Genomic DNA, 14,111 nt, shown 5'->3' on the forward strand with positions numbered 1-14,111 from the left:
GTGTCCCGGTCTGTTTCAGCCCCGTCAAGGCCGCGGGAACAGGCCCCCGGCGATGACGACGCGGGGGGTTAGACCGTCTTCGGGGTCCGAGTCCACCAATGTGGCAAAATTACAACCGGTTTCCGGCCTGCTTCGGCGGATATCCGCCCACCAAAATTAACGCGCAGTATAAACATTGCGCGCCAACCACATGATCTTGTGTCACTTTCCCGATTCGTCCTCACGCTCCTTCAGGGCCAGATGCGCCGCCGCAAGCCGCGCGAGCGGGACCCGATAGGGCGAACAGGAGACGTAATCGAATCCCGCCTTGCGGCAGAAGGCGATGGATTCCGGGTTGCCGCCATGCTCACCGCAGATCGACAGGACAAGGTCGCCGCGCGTCCGCCGCCCCCGCTCCGCCCCGATATGCAAAAGCTCTCCGACACCGTCCACGTCAAGGATATGGAAGGGGTCCTCCGGGAAAACCCCCTGCTGCACATAGGTGTTCATGAACCGCCCCGCATCGTCGCGCGACAGGCCATAGGTCATCTGAGTCAGGTCATTCGTGCCAAAGGAGAGAAAGGCCGCATGTTGCGCGATCTCCCCCGCACGCAGCGCCGCGCGCGGCGTCTCCACCATCACGCCCAACTTGTAGGCGAACTCCGCCCCCGCCTTGGTCCGCACCTTGGCCGCCACCGCGTCGATGCGCGTCTTGACCAGTTCCACCTCGCGCCGCGCGCTGACCAGCGGGATCATGATCTCCGGCACCACCGCCGCGCCACGCCGCCCCACCTCCACCGTCGCCTCGAAGATGGCCTGCGCCTGCATGTCATAGATTTCCGGCAGCACCACCCCCAGCCGCACCCCGCGCATCCCCAGCATAGGGTTGAATTCCGCCATCGCCTCGGCCCGCCGCGTCACCTCCGACAGGGGCCGATCCAGCGCCTCGGCCAGTTCCCGCAACCCCTCGCGCGACTGCGGCAGGAACTCGTGCAGGGGCGGGTCGAACAGGCGGATGCAGACGGGCAGCCCCTGCATGATGTCGAAAAGCTGCACGAAATCATCGCGCTGCATCGGCAAAAGCCGCGCCAGCGCCGCCGCGCGATCCTTGGCCGTATCGGCAAAGATCATCTCGCGCATCACGATCAGGCGGTCTTCCTCGAAGAACATATGCTCCGTCCGGCACAGACCGATCCCCTGCGCCTCGAACTGCCGGGCGGTCGCCGCATCCTGTGGTGTATCCGCATTGGCCCGGATGCCGATGTCGCGATACTGGTCCGCCCAGCCCAAGAGCTTGCGGAAACTGTCATCCAGCGCCGGGGCCAGCATCTCCGCCGCCCCCGCAAGCGCCTCCCCCGTCGTGCCGTCCACCGTGATGATGTCCCCTTCCCCGAACACCCGCCCATCCGGCGCGACAAGCTTCTTCTCCTTGGAATCCAGCTTCAGGTCCGACGCCCCCACGATGCAGGGCAAGCCCAGCCCCCGCCCGATCACGGCGGCATGGGATGTCATCCCCCCCCGCTCGGTCAGCACGCCCACCGCCGAATGCATCCCCCGGATATCCTCCGGCGCCGTTTCCCGCCGGACGAGGATGCAGGGCTCCCCCCGCGCCGCACTGGCCTGCGCGGCCTGCGACGAGAACACGATCCGCCCCGTCGCCGCACCCGGAGAGGCGGCAATCCCCTTCACGAACACATCCCGCGCCCCCCGCGGGTCCACCTGCGGGTGCAAAAGCTCCGACAGCGCCCGCGGCTCCACCCGCAGCACGGCATCGGCTTCCGAAATCACCCCGTCCTCGGCCAAGGCGACCGCCACCTTCAACCCCGCCCGCGCCGAACGCGGAACCTTCACCGCATCCAGCACCGACAGATGCCCGTCCTCGATGGTGAATTCGATCTGCATCTCCTCGCGCAGTTTCACCCGGCAGGCCGCGCCGAACCGCACCAGATCGGCAAACAGCCCCGGCGCCAATTCCTCCAGCGACGGCCCGCGCGGATCGCGCGTCAGATAGATCGCCTCGGTCCGCTTCAGCGCGTCCCGCCCCTGCGATTGGCCCAGATAACGCCCCGTCACCTGCGGCAGCCCCGTCACCGGATCGACGAACTGGATCACGCCGGACCCGGACACGCCCTTGCCGATCCCCTGCGCCATCTCCTGCACGACCAGCCCCAGCCCCGCATCCTCCGGCGCGCCCTTAGCCTGCCGCAACAGCCGCGCCGTCGTCCCCTCCCATGCCCGCGCCATGGACCGCAGCACCTCGGCCAATTGGCGTGCCGGTTCCTGCGGGAATTCCTCGTCCATCTCCATCTCATAGACCCGCAGCGCATCGCGCAGCGCCTCGGCTGTCGCCGCGCGGTTCTCGAACATGTCGGGGTCCAGCCGCGCCACATGGGTCGCATAGGCCTGCACGAAGCGCAGGTACAGCGCATCCGCCGCCGCCTGCCCATGCCGTTCCGCCAGCATCGCATGGCGCGCGGCATTCATCCCCACATTCAGGATGGTGGCCGGCCCGCCCCAATCGGGGTTCACCGGGCTGGGCCGGACCGAGATCAGCGTATCGGGGCCGAAATGCGCAAGGATCGCCTCCACATCCACCGGATGCCCCGCCGCGATGGCGCGGATCGTGGCGGCAGGCAGGGCCACCGTCTCTGGCACCGGCAGGTCAAGCCGGACAAGGCGTTGCAGGCACTTCGCCCGCCAGCCATGGGCCGTGGTCTGGATGCGCGCCGAAGGGGTCACCTCGGCGAAATCGGGAAGCACGTCCATCTTCTGCACTGCGGCGACCTTTCCTTTGCAGATGCAGGATACGCCCTTCGGCCTGTCAATCAAGCCTGACATTGCCTGATTTTCGGGCGCCGCGCCTTGGGCTGCCCCCGGGGGTTTCACACCCCCGGACCCCCGTGGGATATTTGAGAACGGATGAAGGGGAAGGTCAGCCTTCCACCTTCGTCAGGTCCGCCACGCCCGCACAGATGGCGCGGATGCGGTGCAAGAGGTTCAGGCGGTTCCGCCGCACCACCTGATTGTCGGTGTTGATCTGCACCGCAGTAAAGAAGGCATCGATGGGCGCGCGCAGTTGCGCCATCGCCCCCATTGCGGCGGCGAAATCCTCGGCCTTCATCGCGGGACCGATGGCCTGTTCCGCCACGTCCAGCGCGTTGAAGAGCGCGCGTTCCTCGTCGCTTTCGGCAAACTTCGGGTCCGCGCCGAAGGAATACGCCACCCCATCCTTCGCCTCGGCCTGCGTCAGGATGTTGTTGGCGCGCTTGAAGCCTTGCAGGAGGTTCGTGCCGTCGTCGGAGGACAGGAAGGATTGCAGCGCCTGCGCCCGCTTCACGAGCAGCGTCAGGTCGTCATTGCCGGGCATGGCGAGGCAGGCGTCGATGACGTCATGCCGGATGCCTTGGTCGCGGAGGAAGACCTTCAGGCGGTCGTGGAAGAAGGCGAGGAGGTCTGGGGCGACGGAATGTGGATCTCGGAAGCCCATTCGGATTTTTTCAAAAAACTGAACACCTTCCTCGCCATCCAGACCTTTCAGGTCAAAATCGGCGAACCCAAACTCAACTTCACCTTCGTCGAGACGCACTTCATAGAATTCTTGCGGACTACGAATGTGGCGGTAACGACGCACCTTGTAGATCGCTTGATCCTCATCGGCGATACCAACCTCCGGTCCGATCGCCAAAATGGAACCGTAGCTATTATCTAGTGCGGACAATATCTGCCAAAGGAAAGTGTTTAGCAAAGCTACCAGTTCAACCCGAATGCTGGAAGTTAGAAGCAGACGTATAGTTCCTAATGCAGCGCGTCGAAGCGCATAAGGATCTTTCGATCCGGTTGGCAGCTCGCCAATCCACCAGAAGTGCAGAAGCGTATCGATCTTGTCCGCCAGCGCCACGGCCACCGAAACCGGCTCCACCGGCACCGCGTCCGAAGGCCCCAGCGGCGAGTAATGATCCCGGCACGCATCCGCCACCGCCGCAGGCATCCCCGCCGCCAGCGCGTAATAGCGACCCATCACGCCCTGCAACTCGGCGAATTCGCCCACCATCCCGGACCGCAGGTCGAGCTTCGCCACCCGCGCGGCGTCAGCCGCCAACTCGGCATCCGCACCCACCAAAGGCGCAATCTCGCGCGCCAGGGCCGCGATCCGGTCGATCCGCTCCGCCTGCGAGCCAAGCTTGTTGTGGAACGTCACCGCGCGCAGACCCTCGGCCCACTCGCCCATCCCGCCCTTCGCCACGCGCAGGTCATTCTCCCAGAAGAAGCGCGCGTCCGACAGGCGCGCCGCCAGCACCTTCTGGTTGCCCTTCAGGATCGCCGCCCCGCCATCCGCCGCTTCGATATTGGCGACCGTGATGAACCGCTCGATACGCCCCGTCTTGGGGTTCCGCACCGAGAAGAACTTCTGATGCTCCTTCATCGAGGTCTGCAGAACCTCCGGCGGCAGCCCCAAGAACTCCTCGCCAATCGTCCCCATCAGGACCGAAGGCCATTCCACCAGCCCCGCCACCTCGGTCAGCAGCCCGCGATCCTCGACCACTTCGAGGCCAGCGGCGAAGGCCATGTTCGTCGCCTCCTGCCAGATCTGCGCCTCGCGCTCAGCGGCATCCAGCATCACCTTGGCCCGCGCCAGCTTCACCCGGTAATCCTCGAAGGACGAGACGGCAAACCGCCCCGGCCCCATGAAACGATGCCCCTCGGTCGTGCTGCCCGCCACGATCCCGTCGATGGCGAAAGGCACGACCCGCGCCCCCGCCTCATCCACCATCAGGCACAGCACCGATTGCAGCGGCCGCACCCAGCGCAGCGACCCGGACCCCCAGCGCATCGACTTCGGCCAAGGGAAATTGCGGATCACGCCTTCCAGCACCTCCGCAACGATCTCCTCGGCCTTCCGCCCCGGCTTTTCCACCACGGCGAAATAGACCTGCGCCTTCTTGTCGTCGCGGACCTCCAGCTGCTCCTTGGTCAGCCCCGTCGACCGCAGGAACCCCTCCAGCGCCGCCGCCGGCGCATCCACCCGCGGCCCCTTGCGCTCCTCCCGCACCGCCCGACTCTCCGCCGTCAACTCCTCCACCGACAGCACCAGACGGCGCGGCGTCGAAAACGCCCCGGCCGAGGCATAGGTCAGCCCCGCCTCCACCAGCCCGTCCGTCACCAGCTTCTTCAGGTCGGCCGCCGCCTTCCCCTGCATCCGCGCGGGGATTTCTTCCGAGAAGAGTTCGATCAGCAGGTCAGGCATGTGTTCACTCGCTCGCCGCAGCGTTCAACTGGTGCCAGGCGAAGGCCCGGCCATCGGGAAAGACCGCGACGACGCGGTCCACACCGGGGTGGATATTGGCTTCCGAAAGGAAGGCGATGGCCTCGCCCCGCTCCAGCGCCGCGCCGATGGCCTGCGCGTCAAAGCAGTCGAACCAGCCGGGCGCCACATTGGGCACCGCGCCTGTATAGATCTGGTAGGTCTCGGTCAGCATCGCCTGCGTCATCGGCGTGCGGAAACAGGCGCGGAACCGGATGGGCGAGCTTTCGCTGTCGATCCCCGTCACCTCTTCCGCGATGATGGGTTCGGCCTGCCCGCCCTCGATCAGCGTCAGCTTGATCTCCTCGCCCGGAACGAAGGCCGCCTCCTCGTAGAAGGCATAGACCTGCAGCCAATACATGGCCACGCCCGCAATCGCCCCGATCACCACGATGGCCCCCGCCGCAATCTTTCCATTCACGCGTCAGCCCCCGCCTCGGTCATCCGGAAGGCATCGGCGCATTTCTTGGCCAGCGCCCGCACCCGCCCGATATAGGCCTGCCGTTCGGTCACGGAAATGACCCCGCGCGCATCCAGAAGGTTGAACAGGTGCGAAGCCTTGATGCACTGGTCATAGGCCGGATGCGCCATGACGATCCGCTTGCCGGATTTCGGGTCCTCAGGCTCGAACCCAAGCAGCTTCTCGCACTCCGCCTCCGCGTCCTTGAAATGCTGGAACAACATGTCGGTCGTCGCGCCGTCGAAATTGTGGCGGCTGTATTCCTCCTCCGTCTGGCGGAAGATGTCGCCATAGGTCAGCGGGATGGGCGCGTCCGGGTCGTTGAAGGGCATCGTCATCACGTGATCGATCCCCAGCACATACATCGCCAACCGCTCCAGCCCATAGGTCAACTCGCCGGAAACGGGGCGGCAGTCATGCCCGCCGACCTGCTGGAAATAGGTGAACTGGCTCACCTCCATCCCGTCGCACCAGACCTCCCAGCCAAGGCCCCAAGCGCCCAGCGTCGGGCTTTCCCAGTCATCCTCGACGAAACGGATGTCATGCACCATCGGGTCCAGCCCGATCGCCCGCAGCGACCCGAGGTACAGCTCCTGCAGATCCGGCGGCGACGGTTTGATGATCACCTGATATTGATAGTAATGCTGCAGGCGGTTCGGGTTCTCGCCATAGCGCCCGTCGGTCGGACGGCGCGACGGCTGCACATAGGCGGCAGCCCATGGCTTCGTGCCCAGCGACCGCAGGGTCGTCGCGGGGTGGAAGGTGCCTGCGCCCACCTCCATGTCATAGGGCTGCAGCACCGCGCAGCCCTTCGAGGCCCAGTATCCCTGCAATCGCAGGATGATCTCCTGAAAGCTGCGGGGAAGCGTCGCGCCGTCGGCCATGTCCGGACCCTCTTGAAAACCGCCCCCTCCATAGGCAAGAGGCATCCGGGGGTCAATCCTCGCAGGCGGGCACCGGGGACTGACGGGTCACCGGCAACAGCTTGCGGGCAAAGATCGTGCAGGTCCGGAAAGGGCGTGCATCACCGGCCCGCTCTGATAGGCTCCGCGCCGAAAACTGAATGGATTGCCGCGAATGTTCCGACTGGTTCTTGCCTGCCTTTTCCTCGCCCTTGCCGCCCCCCTCACGCGGCCCGCGCTCGCGCAGGACACCGAACCGCAGGTCTGGATCCAGATCGAAGCCAAGCCCCGCCTGTCCGAGGCCGAGGATCGCGCGAAGGCATGGCAGGCCATGTTCGACGACGTGCAGGGCTTCGTGGTCACCTCCGGCTGGCATGTCATCGCACTCGGCCCCTTCTCGCGCGCCGATGCCGCCACGCGCCTCGCTGATCTGAAGCGCGAGAACCTCATCCCCGCTGACAGCTTCATCAGCGATGGCCGCAGCTTCCGCGATCCCTTCTGGCCGGCGGTCGCAGGCACCGAAGAGGCCGCCGCCCCCGCACCCGAAGCCGTGGCCGAACCGGAAGCGGCTGCCGAACCCGCGACAGTCTCGGAACCCCTGCCCGTCCTGCCCGACGAAACCCCCGAAGAGGCCCGCGCCTCCGAGGCACTTCTCTCGCAGCAGGATCGCGAACTCCTCCAGACCGCGCTGAAATGGTATGGCTTCTACACCAGCACCATCGACGGGGCCTTCGGACGCGGCACCCGCGCCTCCATGACCGCATGGCAAGAGGCGAACGGCTTCGACCCGACAGGCGTCCTCACCACCTTCCAGCGCGACACCCTTATCGCCAACTACCAGACCGAAAAGGCCGCCCTCGGCCTTGAAACCATCACCGAACCCGAAGCCGGGATCGAGGTGACGCTGCCCACCGCCCTCGTCGCCTTCGACCATTACGAACCGCCCTTCGTGCATTACCTGCCCAAGGATGGCTCCGACGCCCTGCGCATCATCCTGATCAGCCAACCGGGCGACCAATCCGCGCTCTACGCGCTCTATGACACGCTCCAGACCCTGCAGATCATGCCGCCCACCGGGGCGCGCGAAAGGGGCGAACGCAGCTTCACCCTCCGCGGCGAAAGCGCCTCAGTCACCTCGCAGGCCTATGCCGAACTCTCGCGCGGGCTGATCAAGGGCTGGATCGTCACCTGGAACCCGGCGGCCGATCTGCCCATCGACCGTATCCTTCCCGCCATCGAGGCCAGCTTCCGCCCCGTGGGCGACCGCGCGCTCGACCCCGGCATCGTGCCCATGGACGGGGCCACGAAACAGGGCCTCCTCTCCGGGCTCGAGGTGCGCAAACCCCGCCTCACGCGCTCTGGCTTCTTCATCGACCCGCAGGGCAGCGTCCTGACCTCCGCCGATGCCGTGGACCAATGCGCCCGCATCACGCTGGACGGCGTGACCGAGGCGACGGTCACCCTTGCCGATCCGGCGGCGGGCATCGCCCTCCTCGCCCCCGCCACCGCCATAAGCCCTCCGGCCACTGCCGAATTCCAGCTTGGCCCCGACCGCATCGGGGCCGAGGTCGCGGTCGCCGGCTACAGCTTCGGCGACGCCCTGCCGGCCCCGGTGCTGACCTTCGGCACCCTTGCCGCGGCCGAAGGGCTGGCGGGCGAAGCCGGGCTGAAACGCCTCGCCCTCACGGCCCTGCCGGGCGATGTGGGCGGTCCCATCGTCGACAATACGGGTGCTGTCCTTGGCATGCTGCTGCCCCCCTCCGACGATCCCGCGCGGGTCCTGCCCGAAGGCGTGGCCTTCGCCGCCACGGGCGCCAGCATCGCCGCGGCCCTTCAGGCCAAGGGGGTCACCCTCGCGCAGGCAGCCCGGCAAGGCGCCCTGCCACCCGAAGACCTCGCCCGCGCCGCCGGAAGGATGACCGTCCTCGTCTCCTGCTGGGACTGATCAGCCGCGCCAGAAACGCGGCATCAGGATCACGAAGACGGCCATCAGTTCCAGCCGCCCCAGCAGCATGCCGACGATCATGATCCACTTGGCCGCATCGGGAAAGGCAACCAGCGCCCCGGTCGGATGCACCTCCGGCCCGAAGGCGGGACCCACATTGGCAATCGCGGTCCATGCCGCCGTCACCGCCGTCTTCACCTCCAACCCCGCAAGGCTCAGCGCCACGGCCAGCACGCCAAAGCTCAGGATGAACAGCGTGAAGAAAGAGATCACGGCGTTCAGCACGTCATCCGTGACGACCCGCCCCTCATAGCGCAGCGGCGTCACCGCCGCAGGCTGGTAAAGCCGCTTGAGCTGCACCTTCACCGCCTCCAGCAGGATCAGATAGCGGAAGACCTTCACCGAACAGCCCGTGCTGGAGGTGCAGCCCCCGATCAGCCCGGTGATGAACAAGATGGCAAAGGGAAACGCCCCCCATGCCGCCAGATCGGCGCTGGTGAACCCCGTCCCGGAAAACACCGACACCACATTGAACGTCGTCTCGCGCAGCACCGTGGTGAAAGCCATGTCATGCGTCAGCACCTCGTAAAGGACAATCGCCCCGATGGCATAGGCGTTCCAGCGCAGATAGGCCCGCACCTGCCGGTCGCGCCACAGCGGCACCCATTCCCCCTGCCACAACTGGATGAACCGGATGAAGGGCAGGCTTCCCGCCAGCATGAAGACGACCGCCGCATATTCGAGCGGCCCCGCAAATTTCGCGAAGGACTGGTCCGACGTGGAAAATCCCCCCGTCGACACGGTCGACATGGCATGAACCACCGCGTCGAACCCCGTCATCCCCAGCGCCGCATAGGTCAGCGCGCAGGTCACCGTCAGCACCACGTAGATCTGCACCAGCGCGCTGGAGATATCCAGCGCACGCGGCAGCACCTTGCCCAGCGTGTCGAACCCCTCCGACCGGAAGAACTGCATCCCCCCCACCTTCATCACCGGTAGGAACAGCATCGCCACGATGACGATCCCCAACCCGCCCAGCCAATGCAGCATCCCCCGCCACAGGTTCGCCCCCAGCGGCAGGTCGTCCAGCCCGACGATCATCGTCGCCCCCGTCGTGCTCAGCCCCGAGGTCGCCTCGAAGATCGCATCCGTCCAGCGCAGCCCCGGCGCCCCAAGGATCAGGGGCAAGGCCCCGAAGAAACAGGCCGCAACCCATGTCAGCACCGTCAGAAGGAAGATCTGCTGCAACGACAGCCCCCCCGACAGCGCATTCGCCGTGGCAACCGCCACGCCCCCGCCCGCCACAAGGCAGATCAGCGCCGATTTCAGGAAGGCCGCCCAATTCCCGTCCCCCGCCGAAAGATCCAGCAGCATGGGAAAGACCATGGCCCCCCCAAGCGCGACGATCACAAGGCCGATGACATGGGCTACAGGACGGAAGTCGATCATGGGCCGGGACCTTGGGGCGCAGTCCTGCCCCTGTCAACCGCCCTCCCCCCTTCGACCGCCCCGCCTCAGCGCCGCCAGAACCGGGGCAGTACAAGCACGAAGATCGCAAGCAACCCCAACCGGCCCAGAATCATCGCCAAGGTCATGATCCACTTCGCCGCATCAGGAAAATCGACAAAGGTCCCCGTCCGCTCCACCAGCGGCCCGAAGCCGTAGCCGATGTTGCCAAGGCTGGTCCACACCGCAAAAAGCGCGCTCATGGCATCCACGCCCGTCAGCGTCATCGCAACCGTCAGAACGCCCAGCGTCAGAATGAACCCGCAAACATACAGGATCAGCGCATCCAGAACGTCCGGCTCCACCGTCCGCCCATCGTATTTCACGGGCGCCACCCGCCCCGGCGAGATGATCTGCCGCACCTGCTGCACCAGCGCGGCCCAGACGATCTGCACACGGAACACCGAAAGCCCCGCCGCACTAGATCCAGAGCAGGCCCCCATCATCCCGATGAGGAAGGCCACGGGCAGAATGTAGCCGCCCCAGAACGGAAAGCTCCCCGAAAAGAACCCGGTCGAGGAGATGATGGATGTCAGGTTGAACAGCGCCTCCCGGAACACATCCTCGAACTCCATCTCCGATGTCCACCACCGCCACAGCGTCACGCTTCCCACCGAAAGGCACAGGATCTTCAGATAGCCGCGCACCTGCACATCCTGCCACAGCGGCCGCGCCGATCCGTTCACCAGTTGCACATAGCGGATATAGGGCAGGCTCCCCAGCAGCATGAACAGCGCGCCCAGATACTCCCCCGCCCCGGCATAGGCGTTGAACGACACGTCGCGCGGCGAAAATCCCCCCGTCGCAATGGCCGCGATGGCATGAACCGTCGCATCCAGCGGTGTCATCCCGATCACCGCAAAGCTCAGCCCGGCCAGCAGGATCAGACCGACATAGACCCCCACCAGTTGCTTGGCGATATCCGTCGCCCGCGGCAGCGCCTTGCCGAAGGTGTCGAACCCCTCCGTCCGGAAGAACTGCATCCCCCCGACCCGCATCACCGGCAGAAAGATCATCGCGACGAAGGCGATGCCCAATCCCCCCGCCCCGTTCAGCAGGCCGCGCCACAGGTTCATCCCCGCTGGCATCGTGTCCAGCCCGTAGATCACCGTGGCCCCGGTCGTCGTGATGCCCGACACGGCCTCGAAATAGGCCTCGGTGAAATGCAGATGCGGTACCCCGATCATCAGCGGCATTGCGGCAAAGGCGGGCAACCCGAACCAAATCGCCGCCGTCAGAAGATAGGCCTCACGAACGTCGAAGGCCTTCCGCGTGCCGTTCGACGAGGCGATGGCGACCATCGCGCCCAGACTCCCCGTGACCAGCGCCGAGGCGAAGAAGGCCCGCGCGTTGCGGTCACCCACGCTCCAATCCACGATGCCCGGCGCAAGCATCAAGATCGCCATAACGATCAGGATGCGCCCGAACACATAGGCGATGGGCCGCACATCAAGCATGGTCAGCGATAGCTACTCCTGCCGCGGCGTTCCGGTCAACGCCGCAATCAGGCCCCCATGCAACCCTGCGGTGGCATCAGCCGACGTGATAGAGCGTCTGGAACAGCCGCGGATCAAGGCTGTCCTGCGCGAAGGTCGGGCCCTCAGTCAACACGCTCACCGCGTCATGGCTGTGCAGGCTTTCCTGATGGCTCGCCACGATGCGGAAATCGCCGATCCGCCCGTCGCCCTTCAGCGCCTGACAGAAGGACCGCGCCGCATCTTCCACGAAGATCGGGTTGGCCGCGTTCAACTCGGCGAAGGCCTGCTCATCCTCGCGCTTCACCATCACCTGCGTCTCGGTCGGCACCGCCTCGCGGGCAAGGTCGATCAGGTCCTCGAACCACAGCCGCGTGCCGGGCTTCACCTCGACCGAAATACGCGCCACCGACCGCTGCGAATGCGGCGTAGCCAGTTGCCCCCGCGTGCGGCGGGCATGTTCCGACAGTTCCAGCGAACATGGGCAGGTGCTGGAATAGACGAAATCAAGGTGCATGATCTTCTTGCGCACCCCGGCCACATCCACCAGTTCCAGCGCAATGTCGTAATACTGCCACCCGGAAAGGCCCGACCGAAGCGACCCCACCTTCACCGGGAAGGAAAACCGCATCTGGATGCGCGCATCGAAGCTTTCGAGGTCGCGTTTGTAATCCTCCAGCGCGTGCTCGATCACAGCAAAGCTGAAATCCCGCTCCGCATGGGCATAGAAAGACCGCATGATGCGGCTCATGTTGATGCCCTTCTTCTCCGCTTCAAGGCTGACGGTGCCGGTCACGCTGGTCTCCAGCGTGATCTCGCCATTGTCGCGCGTCCGATAGCGGATCGGCAGGCGGAAATTGGAAATCCCCACATGCTGGATCAGCGCCTTCTCGCCACGGATCAGGCTGGCCGGCCCGTTCTGCAGGTCGGGCAGACTGTCCTTGTAGGCTTCATCCACCACGAAATCCGCTGGATAGGCGCGCGACAGCGCCGGATAGCCCTCGCCCGGAATCAGATAGGCAACGGAAGAATCCAGCCCCGCAATCTCGGCATCTGACGCCTTGCCCGCCCAGCGCCGCAGCACGGCCAGCGCCGCCTCCGCCTCTTCGCGGGAAGGCTGGCGGTCAAGTTCGGGGGTATGGATATTCATGGTCTTGCCTTTCGGTTCGGGCGGGCTTTCGCCGGCCGTCAATGTCAACAGGTATACGCAGCCAATGGCCCTTCGGATCACCCCGCCCGGGGTCATGCCCCCCGGACGAAGGTCGAATATAGGCGCTCGCCCATCACAATGAAATGACGTCGGACGCACAGATGGCACCCGAATCCGACATTGACCCCGCCCTTTCGGGCGCTAGCCCGCTCAGGCCGTCGCCAAGGCCTGCCGAAGGTCCGCGATCAGGTCATCGGCATCCTCCAGCCCCACCGACAGGCGGATCAGGCCGGGCGTGATGCCCAGCTTGTCCTTCTGCTCCTGCGGCAGGCGCTGATGGGTGGTGGTCGCGGGATGCGTGGCAATCGTCTTGGCATCGCCCAGATTGTTGGAAATCTTGGCAATCTCCAGCGCGTTCATGAAGCGGAACGCCGTATCCTTCCCGCCTGCCACCTCGAAGGTCACCAGCGTCCCGCCCGTCCCCATCTGCGCCATCGCCAGATCATGCTGCGGATGCGACGCCAGCCCCGGATAGATCACCTTGGAAACCCGCGCGTCCCCTTCCAGCGCCCCCGCCACCTTCAGCGCGCTATCCGCCATCGCCCGGCAGCGCAGATCCAGCGTCGCCATCCCGTTCAGATGCATCCAGGCCGTGAACGGGCTCATCGACCCGCCGGTATGCTTCATGTAAGGCTCAAGAACCTTCCTGATCCACTCCTTCGTCCCGCAGACAACGCCGCCCAGCGCGCGCCCCTGCCCGTCGATATGCTTGGTCGTGGAATAGACGACGACATCCGCCCCCTGCTCCACCGCGCGCGAAAAGATCGGCGTGGCAAAGACGTTGTCCACGATCACCACCGCACCGACGGCATGGGCAATCTCGGAAACCGACCGGATATCCACCAATTCCAGCGTCGGGTTCGACATGGATTCAAAGAACACCGCCTTCGTCCCCGGCACCACGGCCGCGCGCCACTGGTCCAGATCGGCCCCGTCGACAAAGGTCACCTTCACGCCATAGCGCGTCAGCACCTCTTCCAGAATGTAAAGGCACGACCCGAACAGCGCGCGGGAACTCACCACATGATCCCCCGCCCGCAGCATCGAAGTCAGCGCCCCATTCACCGCCGCCATGCCCGACGCCGTGGCGAAGGCATCTTCCGTCCCCTCCAGAGCCGCGATCCGCTCCTCGAACATCCGCGTCGTGGGGTTGCCATAACGGGCATATATGAACTCATCCTCGCCCGCCTTGATGAACCGCGCCTCGGCACTCTCCGCGCTCTCATAGGCGAAGCCCTGCGTCAGGAAGATCGCCTCCGCCATCTCGCCATACTGGCTGCGGCGGGTTCCCTCATGCACCAGTTTCGTGCGCGTCTTCCAGTCGGTCATCTG

9 protein-coding genes are annotated in these 14,111 nt (G+C 65.6%); 1 reads left to right on the forward strand and 8 read right to left on the reverse strand.

Annotated elements, in window-relative coordinates:
* Positions 1-201 precede the first annotated feature (201 nt).
* The 4 genes from TabM4_RS13160 to TabM4_RS13175 all read right to left on the reverse strand — a co-directional run bounded on the left by TabM4_RS13160 (position 202) and on the right by TabM4_RS13175 (position 6,625).
* Positions 202-2,745, reverse strand: a complete 2,544-nt coding sequence (locus TabM4_RS13160) for a putative PEP-binding protein (protein ID WP_434622071.1) — start codon at positions 2,743-2,745, stop codon at positions 202-204.
* 166 nt (positions 2,746-2,911) lie between these two features.
* Positions 2,912-5,224 (reverse strand): glycine--tRNA ligase subunit beta, encoded by a 2,313-nt coding sequence (gene glyS / locus TabM4_RS13165; RefSeq protein ID WP_434613054.1) that lies wholly within the window; start codon positions 5,222-5,224, stop codon positions 2,912-2,914.
* 4 nt (positions 5,225-5,228) lie between these two features.
* Positions 5,229-5,702 carry a DUF6446 family protein gene (locus tag TabM4_RS13170; protein WP_434613056.1) on the reverse strand — a complete coding sequence of 158 codons (474 nt, stop codon included), beginning with the start codon at positions 5,700-5,702 and terminating at the stop codon, positions 5,229-5,231.
* Complete coding sequence (locus TabM4_RS13175; protein ID WP_434613059.1) at positions 5,699-6,625, reverse strand: glycine--tRNA ligase subunit alpha; 927 nt, start codon at positions 6,623-6,625, stop codon at positions 5,699-5,701. The genes TabM4_RS13170 and TabM4_RS13175 overlap by 4 nt, the downstream gene beginning before the upstream one ends.
* 193 nt (positions 6,626-6,818) lie before the next feature.
* Here TabM4_RS13175 and TabM4_RS13180 point away from each other — a divergent pair, with 193 nt between their 5' ends.
* Positions 6,819-8,588, forward strand: coding sequence for a serine protease (locus TabM4_RS13180; RefSeq protein ID WP_434613062.1), 1,770 nt, complete (start codon positions 6,819-6,821; stop codon positions 8,586-8,588).
* Here TabM4_RS13180 and TabM4_RS13185 read toward each other — a convergent pair whose 3' ends face one another.
* The 4 genes from TabM4_RS13185 to metZ all read right to left on the reverse strand — a co-directional run bounded on the left by TabM4_RS13185 (position 8,589) and on the right by metZ (position 14,108).
* Positions 8,589-10,037, reverse strand: a complete 1,449-nt coding sequence (locus tag TabM4_RS13185; protein ID WP_434613065.1) for a TrkH family potassium uptake protein — start codon at positions 10,035-10,037, stop codon at positions 8,589-8,591.
* A gap of 65 nt (positions 10,038-10,102) precedes the next feature.
* Complete coding sequence (locus tag TabM4_RS13190; RefSeq protein WP_434613068.1) at positions 10,103-11,551, reverse strand: TrkH family potassium uptake protein; 1,449 nt, start codon at positions 11,549-11,551, stop codon at positions 10,103-10,105.
* Positions 11,552-11,627: 76 nt separating this feature from the next.
* A complete protein-coding gene (gene folE2, locus TabM4_RS13195) occupies positions 11,628-12,719 on the reverse strand; it encodes a GTP cyclohydrolase FolE2 (RefSeq protein WP_434613071.1) in 1,092 nt (363 codons plus the stop codon).
* A gap of 210 nt (positions 12,720-12,929) precedes the next feature.
* Positions 12,930-14,108: an O-succinylhomoserine sulfhydrylase gene (gene metZ / locus TabM4_RS13200; protein WP_434613073.1), complete on the reverse strand. Its 1,179-nt coding sequence runs from the start codon at positions 14,106-14,108 to the stop codon at positions 12,930-12,932.
* Positions 14,109-14,111 lie beyond the last annotated feature (3 nt).

The organism is Tabrizicola sp. M-4 (assembly GCF_051132405.1).
Lineage (GTDB): Bacteria > Pseudomonadota > Alphaproteobacteria > Rhodobacterales > Rhodobacteraceae > Paragemmobacter.